We start from the raw sequence: 14,696 nt of genomic DNA, 5'->3' as shown, positions 1-14,696 counted from the left end.
GCGCGCGTCCCGCGCCAGTCGCTCTCCACCGAGAATGAGCAGGTCGGCAGCAGTTGACCAGGACGTACGCTGCCTGGGTGCGGCACACCCAGGCAGCGCACCCGGCCTGTGCTTAACCTGAACAAATGACCGACAACCACCTGGGCGACTTTCTGCGTGCACGCCGTGCGGGCCTGCGGCCGCAGGACGTCGACATGGCGAGCTACGGGACCCGCAAGGTCACCGGACTGCGCCGCGAGGAGGTCGCCGTCCTGGCCGGAGTGAACGCCGACTACTACGCTCGCCTGGAACAGGGACGCGAAAGCAACCCCTCACCCCAGGTGCTCGACGCCCTCACCCGGGCGCTCCGGCTCGACGAGGACACCCGCGCGCACCTGTACCGGCTCGCCGGGGCCACACCCGGCGACCACCTCGCCGCGCACACGTCCGCACGGGTCAGTCCCGCACTGCGCCAACTGATGGACGGCTACCCGAACACCCCCGCATTCGTCCTGGACCGAACCCTGGACATCCTCGCCACCAACGCCCTGGCCGACGCCCTCTTCGCCCCCTTCGACCCGCCGGACAACCTGGCCCGCATGACGTTCCTCGACCCCGCGGGCCGGCACTTCTACACGGACTGGGACCGTGCGGCCCAGGCCGTCGTCGCCAACCTCCGCCACGCGACGGGTTTCGACCCGGACGCTCCGCGGCTGCGCGAGCTGGTCCGCACCCTCACCGAGCACAGCACCCTGTTCGCCCGCCAGTGGAACAGCCACACCGTGCGCGGCAAGACGCGGGACGCCAAACACCTCCACCACCCGGACGTCGGTCCCCTCACCCTCACCTACCAAGCCTTCGACGTACGCGACGCGCCCGGCCAGCAACTCGTCATCTACCACGCCGAACCGGGAAGCCCCAGCGCCCAGGCGCTGGACCTGCTCGGCTCCCTCCACGCCACCCGGAGCCGGGGCGAGGCACGACGCGAGAATTCACCCTGACCGGCACCGGCCGTACCCGGCTGGAACCCCTGCGGAAGGCGATCGGCACTCCCCGCACCGCGGGCCTGGCCGGGCCCGTGCGGCCGCCGCGCGGCGGGGCGGGGCGGGGACGTGCGGCGGCACCGGCGAGCCGGGACCGCGGTACGCGGGCCGCGGCCGACCCGAGGGAGCGGCGCCGCCTCAAGTAGTCTGTGGAGGACACTCGTTGTGGTGTGCCGCCGACACCGACATCCCCTGGCGAAGGCCGCAGGAAGGGGAAGAACGATGGCGCAGCATGCCGCTCCCGTCTCTGTGCCGCGGTGGGTCGGACAGCTCATGCGCGAGTTCGACACCCTCGATTTCGGCGAGGGTTTCGCCCGGATGACCGACGACACCGAAATGTTCTTCGGCACGGCCCACGTGGTGGGTGCCGAGGCCGTCAAGGCGTTCTTCGTCACGATCGACGAGCCGCTGCACATCGAGCACACCGTCCTCGAGTGCTGGGACGCCCCCGACGGGGTCCTGTTCCTGCGCGGCGAGGCCGTGATGGCGAAGAAGACCGACCCGGACACCATCGTGCGGGCCCCGTTCATGCACCTGTACCGCCTCGACGACGACGGCAGGATCCGCACCCTCCACGTCACCGCCGGACCGCTGCGCACCGATGCGGTGATGTGAGCAAGACTCACGTCCTGACGTCTCCCACGGAACCCTGGTTCGGGATCACTTTCAGTGCCGGGGCAACGGAGGTTGCCCGCGCATCGGCGGAGCGGGCCGCATGTCCCGCCTGCAGGCCGGTGTCGGGCCGGGTCCACAGCCGATACGTGTGCCGCCCGCCGTTCACGGCAGTTCTCCGGGCCCATACCGGCTCCCTCCCCGCAGGACTGATCGTCCTGTCACCTGACCACGGAACGCACCGGTAGTTCGAAGAAGCCAGGTCGCGTACCACGTCGGCTCGCCACCAGGGCCGGTATCCAGCGCCCGGCCGCTCCCGTCGGGAACGGGAGCGTGCTCGCCACGCAACGCCTGAGCGGCTCGGCCCTGCTCCCGGTCGGCGTCCTGACCGGCGTGGCCGGTGGTGTGTACCTGGCGTGGCTCCTGCGGGGCGAGCGGAGGAGAGTGCGGCCATGAGCCCTGCGGGGCAGGGCAGGGCCGGGGCCGGGGACCGTGCTCGTGCGGGACGGGGGTCAGGAGGGCGGCAGACCCGCATCGGAAAGGGAAGCGGGGCCGGTGAGGGGGCGGGGGCCGGGAGGCTGGCGGGCGCGGCCGGACAGGGCGACGACCGCATGGGCCGCCGAGGCGAGGGTGACATGCCGGTGCCAGCCGCCGAAGGAGCGTCCCGTGAAGTCCCGCATGCCCACTTCCTCGGAGATCCCGGTGAAATCCGCGCCGACCTTGTCGGCGAGCCGGGTCAGGCGCACCAGCAGGGCGGGCTGCGCGGTGGTCATAGTGGTCAGCCACAGCTGCGTCCTGCCCCGCCCGCCCGCGTCCTCCACGCCCAGCAGGGCCAGTTCGCCGCAGGGCGCGGCGGACCCGCCCGCGGCCGGCAGGGTTACCCGGACGGTCGCCGCCAGGTGGGTGTGGCGGCCGCTGTCCGCACGCGAGTCGGTCCAGTTGGCGGGCCGCCGCAAGTCCCGTGCCATCCCCATGATCTGGTCCGCGGGCATCGTCTGGCCCGCGCTGGCCGGCAGCAGCGGGTCGGAGACGGTCAGGCTCGTTCCGGCGTCGGCGCGCACCAGCAAGGGGATGCCCGACTCCGCGAACTCCGGGAACAACGTGGCCACGTCGGCCTCGACGGTGTCGACGACGAGCGGGCGCGGGGATAGGTTCCAGGCCAGGACGGTCTCGGTACAGACCCTGGCGAGACACTCGGTGAGGGTCTCGGGCCCGACGCCGTCCGGTATCGCGACCTGACTGCGCCGGCGGCGGTCCTCGAACCATGTCTGCGGCAGGTGCAGCCGCCAGTTGACCGGCGCCGTCACGTCTTCGGAGGCGGCCCACACGCCGATGGCCCGCTGGGCGTTGAGCACTTGGCCGAGGGAGGGGATGAACTGCCGTTCCACGCCCACGGAATGCTGCCCGGACTTCGGGATGATCAGGAGCCGGGCCACCCAGGCCTGGACGTGGGTGATGGTCGTCAGGTAGTGCGCGAGCGCCCGCCGCATGGGCACCCAGTCCCAGGTGGAGGAGGACACGAAGTGGTGCAGATTCTGCTCGGAGACGTGGTCGCCGAACAGTGAGGCGATGGCGCGAATGGACTTGCGCCCCTCGGCCTCCAGCAGTCCGCGTAAGTAGTAGAGAGCCTTGCGGTGCTGGTCGCTGCGGTTCAGGGAGGCGAGGAGCCGGGGCGCCAGCTCGCCGAGGGTCGTCTCGCGCGGGGGAGCGGTGACCGGGGGGAAGGCCGCTCGCCCGTTGGTCTCAGGACGCACGTCGACGCATGTCATGGGGGGTCTCCTTGGGATCCGGAAAAGACGCGCAAGTCACGCGCACGGGCGCATGAGCGGGCACTCGGCTACGGGATGGGGCGACCTGAAGGGTCAGCGGCGCGGGTGGGAACGTCGGGTGACCACTGCGGTGTGCGTCGTCGGTGTCCCGCACACCCGGTCTCCCGGCGCCGCCGGTTCGACGCGCGATGCCATCCCCCACCTCCATGAACCGTCCTGACTTCGCTCCCACGAGGGTTCTGCCGACTGTAATAGGCACCTAGGGTGGGGGCCACTGTACGAAGAGAGAGTGTCAAGTCGCCGACGGGTAAACAGCTCACCAAGTGTCGGTCAAGTATGAAACACGCCAGTAACACGCGCCTCTGGAGCCCCCAACACGCATGTGCGCCGGCCAGGAACCGTGTCCTGGCCGGCGCGGTGACGCGGCACGGCGGGAGGCCGTCCGCGGCGGGGGCGTCTCACGCCCGGCGGGGCGACGACGGGGCCCGGGGGACCGGGCGGCCCGTCCCCCGGCCGCCCCTCCGCGTCCGCCTGGGCGGCCGGCTCACTGCACGGGCTCGGCCGGGCGGCTGAGCGCGGCGGGTGCCTCTTGCGCGGGGCTCGGCTTCCGCCGGGGCGAACTCCAGCGCCGCATCACGGGCTTCTCGACGCAGGTGTGCAGGATCCAGGCGCACACCAGGGTGATGGCGTATGTGGTCACGATGAACAGGAGGGCACCGGGAACACCCCAGGACTTGTCCTGCCCGATCAGTTTCCGGGCGCCGAGCATGACCGAAAGATGCACCAGGTAGAAGGCGAAGGAGAGGTCGCCGAGCCAGACGAGGCGCCGTCCGCGCATCAGGGTGCGCCGGCCGGTGAGGTCGGCCCGGATGGACGCGCCGACGATCAGGATGACGGGGACGAAGGTGAACGTGGCGAAGGCGAACACCTCCGGCAACTGCGGTGCGACACAGCAGAAGACGGCCAGCAGCAGGGCCGCGGGACCGAACCCGACGTCGAGCCAGCGGCCGCTGAGGATCAGGCGGGCCACGATGATGCCGGCGACGAACTCCAGCATCCGCACCGGCGGGAACACGTAGCTGAACCAGACCTGGTGTTCCAGGGGGATCGCCAGATGGCTGACGATGGTGAGCGCGAGGGCGGCCGCCACCAGGCCCCCCAGCCAGCCGTAGAGGTGGGTCTCCTTGATCTTCCTGATGCCCAGCAGCAGGAACGGGAAGAGGAAGTAGAAGAACACCTCGGCCGATATGGACCAACTCGGGCCGTTGGCACTGAAGATGACCCTGGTGTCCGGAACCCAGTTCTGTACGAGGAAGATGGCCGGCAGGTCCTTGGCGTTGGTGTTCGCCCCGGTGAGGACCAGCATGCCGATGCCGTAGGTCACCAGGTGCAGCGGGAAGATCTTGAAGAAGCGGCGGCGCCAGAAACGGGCCAGCGTGTCCTTCGGGCGGGACGCCCAGGTCAGGATGAAGCCGCTGGTGACGAAGAAGAAGGAGACACAGGTGTAGCCGACGAACCCGAAGACCGACCGGTAGGTGTCACGGATCCCGGGATCTTCGAAGATGGTGAGGACGTCGACCTCGTAGGGCAGGTCGCCGGCCAGGATGATGATGTGGCAGAGGAATACGATCACCGAGGCGACGCCGCGCATCCCGGTGAGCGACGCCAACGGGGGCCGTTTCCCCTCCGTCCCGGTCAGCGATTCCCGAGCCTGTTGCGTCTGAGCCATCGGACGGCCCCTTTCGTGTATCAGGTCTGCGCGGCGCAGCGGCGCGAGCCGGCCGCCGTCGGAGGGATCCGGGGCCGCGGCCGGCTCGCGCGTGGGTGAAGGGCTGTTGCCGAGGGGTTCCTACGCGTACTCTTCCTCGGCCACCGGACGGTCGATGACCATCTGCCAGTTGCCGTCCTCGCCGCGTCGCAGTACGTCGGTGCAGGTGCCGCGCATGTGCACGGGGCCACCGTCCGGCTGGGGCACCTCCATGTCGTACTCGACGAAGATCAGAAGAGCGTCGCCCGCGACATAGGCGTTGAGGAACTTCGCGTTGAGCCTCGGCTTCTGCGCGAGGAACTCCGTGATCACCCGGGTGCGTTCGGCACCGGTGAGCGGGCTGCCCGACAGGTTCGATATGGCGTCGTCCCGGTAGAGACTGTCGAAGACCGCTCCGTCGCCGGTGTTGAACGCGGCGAGGAACACCTCGTTCTGCTGGACGGGGTCGTCCGTGAGCTTCAGGTCACGCGGATCGATGGACATGGGTAAGACCTCCGTTGTCTGTCCGCCGGGCGTCCACGTCGTGCTAGATCAGCGCCGCGGCCTGGGTGGCGGCGCGGTTCCCGGTCTCGATCGCGCCCTCGAAGGAGCCGATCCAGCCGTTGGGCATGTCGCCGCCGGCGAAGGTGATCCGCCCGTGCGGCTGGTGGATGGCGGGCAGCTGACGGAGCATCTGACCGGGGCGACGCATGCCCCAACCGCCCTGCGTGTAGGTTTCGTTGACCCAGTCCTGGACCTTCGTCGAGATGACCCGGCCGGTGGGCACGATCCGCTTCAGCGCGGCCTCCACACTCGCCCGGTCGTTGACGTTGAGGCCGGGACCGTTGAGAGCGATCATCAGGGCGTCGCCGTTGCTGAAGAAGCCGTGGGTGACCAGCGACGCGATCGGGTCGCCCGCCTCTCCCTGCGCCGCCAGCCGGGTGGTCACGCCCGCGACCCTGAGCCACATCTTGGCCGCGTGGGGGCGCACCCCGACACCTTCCGTGGTCGCGTTGGCGAACACGGTGGGCAGGCCCGGGTTGAACTGGATGGTGCGCCATATGTTGACCGGGACGGCGACGACGGCCACCGGCGCGGAGTAGGCCAGCCCGCTCCTGGTGACGACCCGCACCTTGCCGCCGCTGTCGGTGACGGACACCACCGGGGAGCTCAGCCGGACGGGGATGCCGTTGAGCATGGCCTGGACCAGCGAGGTGGCGCCGGTGCTGATGCGGGCCGCGGTCATCTTGTTCCAGCCGTCGGCGCTCCAGTCGCACAGCGCCCACCACTGGGCGAGAGCGGTCAGGCCGCCGTTGGCGGCATCGCCGCCCGAGTACGTGGCCAGCTGGCCGTGGATGAGGCTGCGGTCCTCCGACGACAGGTTCAGCGCCTTCAGCCGGTCGGCCAGCGACAGCGGATCGACGCTCTTGAGGAGGTCGGCGCGGTACAGCGGCTCGTTGGGGCGCGGGAAGTAGTCCTGGGAACCCTCGAAGACCCTGCCCAGCAGTTCCCCGACGCGCTGGGAGGTGGCCACCGGGTCGACCGGGGCGTAGGTGCCGTTGCGCGGGTAGATGACCTGCTCCACCGGGGTGTCCACGACCGTGGTGAGGCCGTAGCGCTTCATCTCCGCGTAGGTGCGGTGGTAGTTCGGGTGCAGCCAGGCGCCGCCCCGCTCGATCGCCACGCCGTCGTAGTCGGCGCTGTACACCCGTCCGCCGACGCGGTCGCGGGCCTCAAGGACCAGCGGGCGCAGTCCCTTGTCCTTGAGGTCGCGGGCGGCGGTGGCGCCGGCGAACCCGGCACCGATGACGATGGCGTCGTAGAGGCCGGTCTCGCCGTCCTCGGCGAAGGCCGGGCCGGTGAGGAGCGAGCCGGCGCCGACGGCGAGCGCGGCCGTGCCGCCCGCCTTCAGAACGTTCCGGCGGCTTACGGGATGCTGCTCGTTCACTGTTCCCCCGTGGGTACGTGTGCGGTCTGTCTGTGGTGTGGTGGTGGTATCGGGATGGGAAGGTGTGGAACCCGACCGGTGGGACACCCGGCGCGCCGGTTCACAGAAGCGGCGTGTCGGGGTCGAGCCCCAGCAGGACCCGCCCGTGGGTCTCCAGGTTGGTGCTCAGCAGCAGCAGGGCGTGCAGAGCCAGGCCCTGGCTGTCGCGGTGGAACCGCTGGATGGGGACGCCGCGCTGGATCGCGGAGGCCCCACTGGCGTTGTAGAGCGTCTCCACCGCCTCCTTGGCCAGCTGGATGGCGTACGCGGCCTGGCCGCGGACGGTGGCCTTCTCCTCGACGGTGGGCTGCTCGCCCGCGTCGGCCCGCGCCTGGAGCCGGCGCAGCCAGCCCTCGGCGAGCCCTTCGGCCGCCGAGATCTTGTTGGCCGCGGTGGCGACCTGGATCTGGGTCAGCGGGTGCTGCACCTGGTCGGTCCAGGAGGTGTAGGTGATGGGCCGGCCGGGCACCCGGTCGAGGAACAGCTCCAGCGCGCCACGGGCGATGCCGATGAAGGTGGCGGCGCACTCCGCCATCACGAAGCTGAAGAGGCCGTAGTCCCGGCCGGTCTTGCCGGCGTGGGCGCGGCCCGGGGTGGTGTTGAGGACGGCGTCCTCGAAACCGATGACCCGGTGGGCGGGCACGAAGACGTCCATGGCGGTGGTGGTGGAACTGCCGGTGGCCGCGGCGGACGAGGTGTTCCAGTCGTCGGCGACGGTGAACTGGTCCATCGGCACGAGCGCGACGAGGTCCTCCACCGTACCGTCGGGCTGCTCCAGCAGCGCGGCGGCGATGTTCCAGTGTGCCCCACGACAGCCGGTGTTGAAGCGCCAACTGCCGTTCAGGAGGTAGCCGCCCTCGGTGGGCGTCAGGGTGCCGCTCGGAGTGAAGCCGCCGGATATCCGGACGGAGTCCTGGGCGAAGACCTCCTCCTGGGCCTGGTCCGGGTAGAGCGTGGCCACCCAGGCGTTGGACACCCACACCATGGAGACCCAGCCGGTCGAGCCGCAGCCGCGAGCGATCTCGGTCAGGACCCGGGCCTGGTCGGCCAGCGAGAGGTCGAGGCCGCCGAACCGCCGGGGTGTGGCGATCCGGAACACGCCCGCCTTGTCCAGGAGGTCGATGTTCTCGTCGAGGATCCAGCGGCGCGTCTCGGACGCCTCACCGTTGTCCCGGAGCGTCGGCACGATCTTCTCGACCTGGCGCAGCACGGTGTCGACTGCTGTGGCTGTGGTGGTCATTTCGCCTTCCTGGGCGTTGCGGAAGTGAGTCGCGGTGCGGTGGGCGTCAGTTGATGAAGCCGAGGATGCGGTGGATGCGCCCGTCCCGGATCAGGACGGTGTCGGTGCCGGTGGCGCGTGACATCGCGCCGCCCGGGGTGGCCCAGCGCCAGGTGAACAGCACCATGTCGTTGTGGGAGCCGAGCACCGAGATGATGGAGAAGTAGTCGTCGGGCGCCAGTTCCTGCATCTCGACCATCGACTCGTTGATGGCCTCCAGCCCCACCAGGGGAGCGGTCAGGTTCTGGTCGATGTACGACCCGTCCTCGGTGAACAGGTCGGCGAGCAGGGCGCGGCGGCGGGCGTCGTCGCGTTCGTTGATGACCTCGATGTAGCGGTGGACGAGGTCGACGGATGTGTCGGTCATCGTGTGCGTGCACCTCTTTCGGCCGTGCCCGGTATCAGGGCACGGAGATCTGCGGGGGCGGTGCCGAGCGAGTGCCGCAGAACGCGCAGCAGCATCGCGGGCCGCATCAGGGACTCGGCGGGTTCGAGGAGCGCGATGACCCGCAGGAACGCGGCGGCCACCGCGGGGTCGCGGGTGCCGGCCCGCTGCACCAGCGTCACGTAGAAATGGCCTACGCGGCTCATCAGGTTCCGCTCGCCCTTGACGCCGGGGTAGGCGCGGTCGCTTCCGGTCATGAGGTCCCAGACACGGTCGACGGCGTCCCGGGCGATGTCACGCTGGAAGGCCAGCGGCTGCGGTGCCCGGCCGGTCCGCAGGTGCCGGCGCAGGGTGCGGGTCTCCAGCGCGGCGACCGTCATCCCCTGCGCGTAGGAGGGGTTGAGGCTGCACACCGCGTCCCCCATCACCAGCAGCCCCTGTGGGAACCGGGGCAGCCGCTCGTAGCAGCGGCGCAGGCTGACGGGGAACCGGTAGGCCACCGGGGTGTGCAGCGGCTCCGCGTCCTGCAGGGCTTCGTAGATGTCCGGCACGGCGACCGACTTGATGAAGGCGAGGAAACCCTCGTGGTCGGCGGGCGGGTGGTCGCCGAGGATGCCGTAGGCGGTGACCACGGTACGGTCCCCGTCCACCTTGGCGGCGATGGCGCCCCGGGGCAGGGCGGGGGAGGCCATGATGTTGATGGCGGTGTCACCCCGGTAGGGGTCCGAGCGCATCCGGTAGTGGCAGGTGGTGTAGCCGAGGCCGATCTTCTGCCGCTCCTCCTCCACCTGTCCGTACCCGAACTCCGCCAGCCAGGACGGGGTGCGCGAACCGCGGCCCGTGGTGTCCACGACCAGGTCGGCGGTGAGGGTCTCCTCCGCGCCGCCGTCGTCCTGACGGGCCACCACGGCACCGGTGACCCGGTCGTGACCGGGCGTGGTGCACAGCCGCAGGATGTCGCGGCGCTCCAGGAACTCCACGTTGGGCAGGGCCTGGACGCGCTCACGGACATGGCGTTCGAGGAACGGCCGGCTGGACGTGAGTGCCTGTACCCCGGTCCGGCTCCGCCGCAGACGCACGCCGTTCACGTACCAGCGCAGGTTCCCGGCCAGGTCACCGAGATGGGCCCCGGCCCGCACCATCTCGTCCGTGATCCCGGGGAACAGTTCCTCGATGACCTGGTGACCGCTGGCCAGCAGGCCGTGCACCTGGCGTCCCTGGGGCACGCCCTTGCGCGGTTCGATCGCGCCGGTGAGGGTGTCCCGGTCGATGACGGTGACATGTGTGTAGGCGTCGGAGAGGACCCGGGCCGCGAACAGCCCCGCCATGCTCCCGCCCAGGACGATCGCCCGGTCTCCGCATTTCGTACCCACGGCCGGCGGTTATCCGGCCGTGTTGCGCGGGTCGCCGTACGGGGCGTCCACGGCGTAGCGCCAGTTGCCGTCCGCCCCGCGGGTCAGGACGTCCGTGCCGATGCCGGAGAGCCGCTCGACGTTGCCGTCCTCGCCGGGCGCCTCCATGGTCCAGTCGACGGTCAGCAGCGCGGTGTCACGGGTGACGTGGGATTCGCGGATCTTCGCCGTCAGCGTCGGCTTCAGCGCCAGGAACTCCGCGAGGCTGTCCTTGCGCGCCTGACCGGTCAGCGGCTTGTCGGGATCCCAGGCGGAGACCGCTTCGTCGGTGTAGTGCTCGTTGACGGCGTCGGGATCACCCGAGTTGAAAGCCCGGACGTAGACCTCGAGGTGCGCTTCGACGCCGCCAGCATGGGTAGTGGTCACAGTGAAACCGCCCCAACCAATCGTCGTGCTTCCACATTGACCGGATCGGGTCTTCGCATGACCCGAATCCGGCGAGAAGCCTATGAGCGGTGATCCACTGGCCGGACATCAGCGAGTAACGCGTTCTCCACCGCGGCCGTGACGCGGTGCCCCGGCCCGGTCCGGCGGAGTCACGGGGCGGAGAACAGACGGTCCCAGCCCCCGGGGCGGGGCTGGGACCGTCTGTTCGCCCTGATGGCTACAGGAGCGTCAGGGGCGCGGCGTCGCCTTCTTGAACAGCTCGTAGATCGCCAGGTAGCTCTGGCCGCTGTGGCCCTCGGCGATGGCGCGCTCGGCGAGTTCCTTCATCAGCCGCGGGTGGTCGGAGTGGACGCCCTGCTCCTCGCTGGTGCGGGTGATGTGGTCCAGTGCGTTGAGGTTCATCTCCAGGGTGTTCAGGGTGCCCGGGTAGTGGCCGGCGTCCAGGTCGGGCGCCTGCTTGGCCAGGCCCGCGTAGTCGACCACGACCGGCATGAACCAGCCGAGCGCCAGCTCCGCGAACTTCTCGGCCGACACGTTCGCCGAGCCGACCAGCGCGGTGGCGTGCAGCCAGCCGTTCAGGGTCGTGTACATCATGTCGAGCATGGCGGTGTTGTAGAGCACCGCGAGACCGGGGTCGTCCCCCAGGAAGCGCGGGTCGCCGAGGCTGGTCAGCGGCTCCAGATGCTGCTCGTAGACGGACTGGGAACCGCTGTAGAGGAACACCGCGCCCGGCTCGCCCACCAGGAACGGCGGCACCATGATGGCGCCGTCGAGGTAACCCGCGCCCCGCTCCTCGAACCACTTGACGGCCGCGTGCGCCTCGGTCGGCGTACCGGAGTTGAGGTTCACCAGGGCGCGGCCCCGCAGCGCCTCGGCGGCCGGCTCCAGGACCTTGTACATGGTCTCGTAGTCGGTGAGACACACGATGGTGACCGGGCTCGCGGCCACCGCGTCGGCCACCGTCGCCGCGCGCCGGGCCCCCTTGGCCACGAGGCCGTCGGCCTTCTCGGGGCTGCGGTTCCAGACGGTGAGGGAATGGCCCTTCTTCAGCAGGGTCTCGGCCAGGGCCATGCCCATCGGGCCGAGACCGATCAGGGTAACGGGCTTGTTCTGCTGGTCAGTTGACTGCGTTGTCATGACGATTAGGCTAGGGTCTCACATCGATGTGAGAGTCAACTCGAATTGGTGTGGTGAGCGACACATGCGCATCGGAGACCTTTCCCGTCGGACCGGCGTCAGTGTGCGCCTCCTTCGCTACTACGAGGAACAGGGACTGCTGCGCCCCCTGCGCCGCCCCAGCGGGTACCGCGAGTACTCGGAGGACGATGTCCGTACGGTGCAGAACATCCGTACGCTGCTGGGGGCCGGCCTTTCCACGCGGACGATCGGCGCCCTGCTGCCGTGCATGGTCGACGACGGCCAACTGCTGGCGCCGGCCTGCACCGGGATGCTGTCCGACCTTCAGCACGAGCGGGAGCGCATCGACCGGGCGGTGGCCGATCTCCAGGCCGCGCGCGTCGTGCTGGACACCATCATGACCGCCACGCTGCCGCGCGACGTCGTCGAGGACGGGGCCTGCCATGCGGCGTCGGAACGGGAACCGGCCGATTTCGAGGCACTGCTGCGCGGCGCGCACAGCTGAAGCGGGCCCGGCCTCCCGTCGCGGGCCCGCCAGGTCCCTGCTCCCGGCGGAAAACCGGGCGCCCCTTGCGGCCCGCTGGAACTCAGGACGGCGCACACGCCGGTACGGTCGCGGAAATCCCCAAACCGGATCGCGGACCGGTTACGGGCTCGCCCCGGCCTCGCCGTCCTCGCCGTCCACCCTCCCCCCGTACCGGACCGCGACCCGGTGACAGGGCGTGCGACGGCCCGCCGTACGTGTGACGGCGGACCGGGCGGTCGCACGAGCCGGCCGTGGGATCAGCCGGCCGCCGTGCAGGTCCAGAAGGGCGGGGCGCCGTGCGGCGCGGGCCGGCGCTCCTTGAACCGCGACAGCTGCGCGGGGATCTCGGTGACGGTGGAGTCCAGTATGCGGGCCTGGAGTTGGCGGAGTTCCGGCGCGGGTTCCAGGCCCAGCTCGCGCTTGAGGATGCGATAGAGGTTCTGGTACGCCTCCAGGGCCTCGGCCCGGCGACCGGCCCGGTACAGCGCCGAGATCAGCTCCCCGTGGAACCACTCGTGCAGCGGGTAGTCGTCGACCAGGGTGCGCAGTTCGGGGAGCAGCTCCCGGTGGCGGCCGAGACGGTTCTCGGTCTCCACCCAGAACTCCAGGGCACGCAGCCGCAGTTCCTCGAAGTGGGCGATCCGGGACGCCAGCACGCTGCCATGCGGCACATTGCTCAGGATGGGGCCGCGCATCAGCTCCCTGGCCGTGACGAGGTGTCTGGAGGCCTGTTCCGGCGAGCCCTCCGCGAGCTCCCACTGGGCGCGGCGCACCAGTTTCTCGAAGACGCCCACGTCGACCTCGTCCCCGGAGACGTCCAGGAGGTAGCCGGGCGCCTCGGTCGTCAGCAACTGGCGTCCGGAGGCGCTGACACGGGCGTCGTTGAGCATCCGGCGCGCGTGGTAGACGTGCGTCTGCAAGGTGCGGACGGCGCCGGCCGGCGGGTCCGCCCCCCACAGTTCCCGGACGAGGACGTCCGTGGTCACCGCCTTGCGTGCGTGCAGGGCCAGGACGGCCAGCGTCTGGCAGACCTTGGGCGCCTTGGGAGTGAGCCTCTCGCCGTCGTCGGTGATGATCTCGAACAGGCCGATGAGATTGAACCGCACTACGCACGCTCCTGTTCCAACGCTTGTCACGCCCCGGGGCGGGGTGGTGGTACTGCCCCGAGGGTAAGGAGTCATCGGGATAGGACGCCTGTATCTGACAAAGAGAGAGTCAAGTTACCGGATGGTAGTCCGGTATTGGTTACTCAAATGCCGCATCCGGCCGCTGGTGTACGGCGCGGTGGACGGGCCGGTCGGGACGCTGTGGCCGGGTGGAAGGGGTGGTGGGCGGATCGCGCGGGGCAGGGGAAAGCGGACGACGATACGGATTCCGGTCGCGCGCGCGGCCGGTCCCGGTGCCGCATGCGGGGTTCCGACGTTGCGTGCGAGCGTGGCCTGGCAGAGCGCGCGACACCGCTGCGTGCTCCGCCCCACACCCCGGCCCCTGACACCCTGGAAGAGGATCCCGGTCCTCTTTCCGCCGGTGCGCCTGGCGTCGGTCGGTGAGCATGACTGTGGCCCGGTCCGCACTCCGGTGCGGGCCGGGCTCACTGTCTTCGCCGCCGACGCTGGGCAGTGGTGCTTACGACGGAATGGCGGACCGGTGGGACGAGCGGGACCGGGCTCCGGACGGATGCTCGTCCGGCCGGCCGAGCCTGGTGGTGGCCCGTACCGCCGCCGACCGGGCGAGCCCCACGTTCAACGCCCGGACGATGAGGCCCGCGTTGGGGGTGCCTGCGATGTCGTCACCGTCCGGCCCGTCCTCGTCAGGCATGGGCCGGCTCCCCGGTGTGCCCCGCGCCGCCGGCCCCGGTGCCCAGGAACGCGCTGCCGAAGAAGAGCAGCCCCGATCCGCCGGTACGGGTCCTGGCATCGACGACCCTGCCGAGGAACAGCGTGTGGTCACCCGAGTCATGACACTCTGTCAGCTCACACTCGAGCCATGCCAGCGCGCCGTGCAGCAGCGGCGCCCGGCTGAACTCGCCCAGGTCCCAGTCGAGGCCGTCGAACTGCTCCGGCCCCAGGGGGCGCCGCTTGTCGGCGAAATAGCGGGCGAGTCGTTCCTGCCCCGCCTCCAGGATCGAGACGCCGAAGCGCCGTTGGGAAGTGAGCGCCTTGTGCATGACCGCGTCCTGGGCCACACAGCACAGGATCGTCGGCGGTTCCAGGGAAACGGAGGTGAACGCGTTGGCGGTCATACCGTGGATGTCCTCGCCGCCGACGCTCAGCACGGTGACACCCGTCGCGAAACACGACATCGCGTCTCGCAGGGAGGAGGAGGCCAGGGGGATGCGGTCGGTGGATTTCACGACGGACGCCGGATTCATGCCAAACCCTTCGTCGGACTCATGAAGCGAACATAGGCCGCTGCGTACCACGGACACTCATT

The 14,696-nt window shown here is 70.2% G+C and carries 16 protein-coding genes; 4 read left to right on the top strand and 12 right to left on the bottom strand.

Annotated elements, in window-relative coordinates:
* Positions 1 to 125: 125 nt before the first annotated feature.
* The 3 genes from ACSURM_RS00565 (at position 126) to ACSURM_RS00555 (ending at position 2,090) form a co-directional block, all read left to right on the top strand.
* The gene (locus tag ACSURM_RS00565) at positions 126 to 980 is read left to right on the top strand and encodes a helix-turn-helix transcriptional regulator (RefSeq protein ID WP_436952347.1); all 855 of its coding nucleotides are present in this window, start codon (positions 126 to 128) and stop codon (positions 978 to 980) included.
* 315 nt (positions 981 to 1,295) lie between these two features.
* A complete protein-coding gene (locus ACSURM_RS00560; RefSeq protein ID WP_436952345.1) occupies positions 1,296 to 1,637 on the top strand; it encodes a nuclear transport factor 2 family protein in 342 nt (113 codons plus the stop codon).
* A 330-nt stretch (positions 1,638 to 1,967) separates the two neighbouring features.
* Complete coding sequence (locus ACSURM_RS00555) at positions 1,968 to 2,090, top strand: hypothetical protein (RefSeq protein ID WP_436952343.1); 123 nt, start codon at positions 1,968 to 1,970, stop codon at positions 2,088 to 2,090.
* Positions 2,091 to 2,146: 56 nt separating this feature from the next.
* On the opposite strand, the gene ACSURM_RS00550 is transcribed toward ACSURM_RS00555, so the two are convergent.
* From ACSURM_RS00550 to ACSURM_RS00510, 9 genes are all read right to left on the bottom strand, one after another.
* Positions 2,147 to 3,403, bottom strand: coding sequence for an IS701 family transposase (locus ACSURM_RS00550; protein ID WP_436952341.1), 1,257 nt, complete (start codon positions 3,401 to 3,403; stop codon positions 2,147 to 2,149).
* Positions 3,404 to 3,947: 544 nt separating this feature from the next.
* Positions 3,948 to 5,132, bottom strand: a complete 1,185-nt coding sequence (locus tag ACSURM_RS00545; RefSeq protein WP_436952339.1) for an acyltransferase family protein — start codon at positions 5,130 to 5,132, stop codon at positions 3,948 to 3,950.
* A gap of 120 nt (positions 5,133 to 5,252) precedes the next feature.
* On the bottom strand, positions 5,253 to 5,654 hold the full coding sequence (locus ACSURM_RS00540; RefSeq protein WP_436952337.1) for a YybH family protein: 402 nt from the start codon (positions 5,652 to 5,654) through the stop codon (positions 5,253 to 5,255).
* Positions 5,655 to 5,697: 43 nt separating this feature from the next.
* Entirely contained in the window at positions 5,698 to 7,098 is a 1,401-nt protein-coding gene (locus ACSURM_RS00535) for a flavin monoamine oxidase family protein (protein WP_436952335.1), read from the bottom strand.
* Positions 7,099 to 7,198: 100 nt separating this feature from the next.
* Complete coding sequence (locus tag ACSURM_RS00530; protein WP_436952333.1) at positions 7,199 to 8,377, bottom strand: acyl-CoA dehydrogenase family protein; 1,179 nt, start codon at positions 8,375 to 8,377, stop codon at positions 7,199 to 7,201.
* Positions 8,378 to 8,423: 46 nt separating this feature from the next.
* Positions 8,424 to 8,783 (bottom strand): nuclear transport factor 2 family protein, encoded by a 360-nt coding sequence (locus ACSURM_RS00525; RefSeq protein ID WP_436952331.1) that lies wholly within the window; start codon positions 8,781 to 8,783, stop codon positions 8,424 to 8,426.
* The gene (locus ACSURM_RS00520; RefSeq protein ID WP_436952329.1) at positions 8,780 to 10,174 is read right to left on the bottom strand and encodes an FAD-dependent oxidoreductase; all 1,395 of its coding nucleotides are present in this window, start codon (positions 10,172 to 10,174) and stop codon (positions 8,780 to 8,782) included. Before ACSURM_RS00520 ends, ACSURM_RS00525 begins: the two co-directional genes overlap by 4 nt.
* Positions 10,175 to 10,183: 9 nt before the next feature.
* A complete protein-coding gene (locus ACSURM_RS00515; protein WP_436952327.1) occupies positions 10,184 to 10,579 on the bottom strand; it encodes a YybH family protein in 396 nt (131 codons plus the stop codon).
* 249 nt (positions 10,580 to 10,828) lie between these two features.
* Positions 10,829 to 11,737, bottom strand: a complete 909-nt coding sequence (locus tag ACSURM_RS00510; RefSeq protein ID WP_436952325.1) for an NAD(P)-dependent oxidoreductase — start codon at positions 11,735 to 11,737, stop codon at positions 10,829 to 10,831.
* Positions 11,738 to 11,801: 64 nt separating this feature from the next.
* Between ACSURM_RS00510 and ACSURM_RS00505 the strand changes: the two genes are divergently transcribed.
* Complete coding sequence (locus ACSURM_RS00505) at positions 11,802 to 12,242, top strand: MerR family transcriptional regulator (RefSeq protein ID WP_436952323.1); 441 nt, start codon at positions 11,802 to 11,804, stop codon at positions 12,240 to 12,242.
* Positions 12,243 to 12,520: 278 nt separating this feature from the next.
* On the opposite strand, the gene ACSURM_RS00500 is transcribed toward ACSURM_RS00505, so the two are convergent.
* The 3 genes from ACSURM_RS00500 to ACSURM_RS00490 all read right to left on the bottom strand — a co-directional run bounded on the left by ACSURM_RS00500 (position 12,521) and on the right by ACSURM_RS00490 (position 14,691).
* Positions 12,521 to 13,369, bottom strand: coding sequence for an AfsR/SARP family transcriptional regulator (locus tag ACSURM_RS00500; RefSeq protein WP_436952321.1), 849 nt, complete (start codon positions 13,367 to 13,369; stop codon positions 12,521 to 12,523).
* 520 nt (positions 13,370 to 13,889) lie between these two features.
* A complete protein-coding gene (locus tag ACSURM_RS00495) occupies positions 13,890 to 14,081 on the bottom strand; it encodes a hypothetical protein (protein ID WP_436952319.1) in 192 nt (63 codons plus the stop codon).
* Positions 14,074 to 14,691 carry a flavin reductase family protein gene (locus tag ACSURM_RS00490; protein ID WP_436952317.1) on the bottom strand — a complete coding sequence of 206 codons (618 nt, stop codon included), beginning with the start codon at positions 14,689 to 14,691 and terminating at the stop codon, positions 14,074 to 14,076. The genes ACSURM_RS00495 and ACSURM_RS00490 overlap by 8 nt, the downstream gene beginning before the upstream one ends.
* Between the last annotated feature and the right edge of the window lie 5 nt (positions 14,692 to 14,696).

Source organism: Streptomyces sp. SudanB182_2057 (genome assembly GCF_964272715.1).
Taxonomy (GTDB): Bacteria; Actinomycetota; Actinomycetes; order Streptomycetales; family Streptomycetaceae; genus Streptomyces; species Streptomyces rubradiris.
Note: the sequence above shows the minus strand (reverse complement) of the source record. Positions and strands in the feature narration are given on the sequence as shown.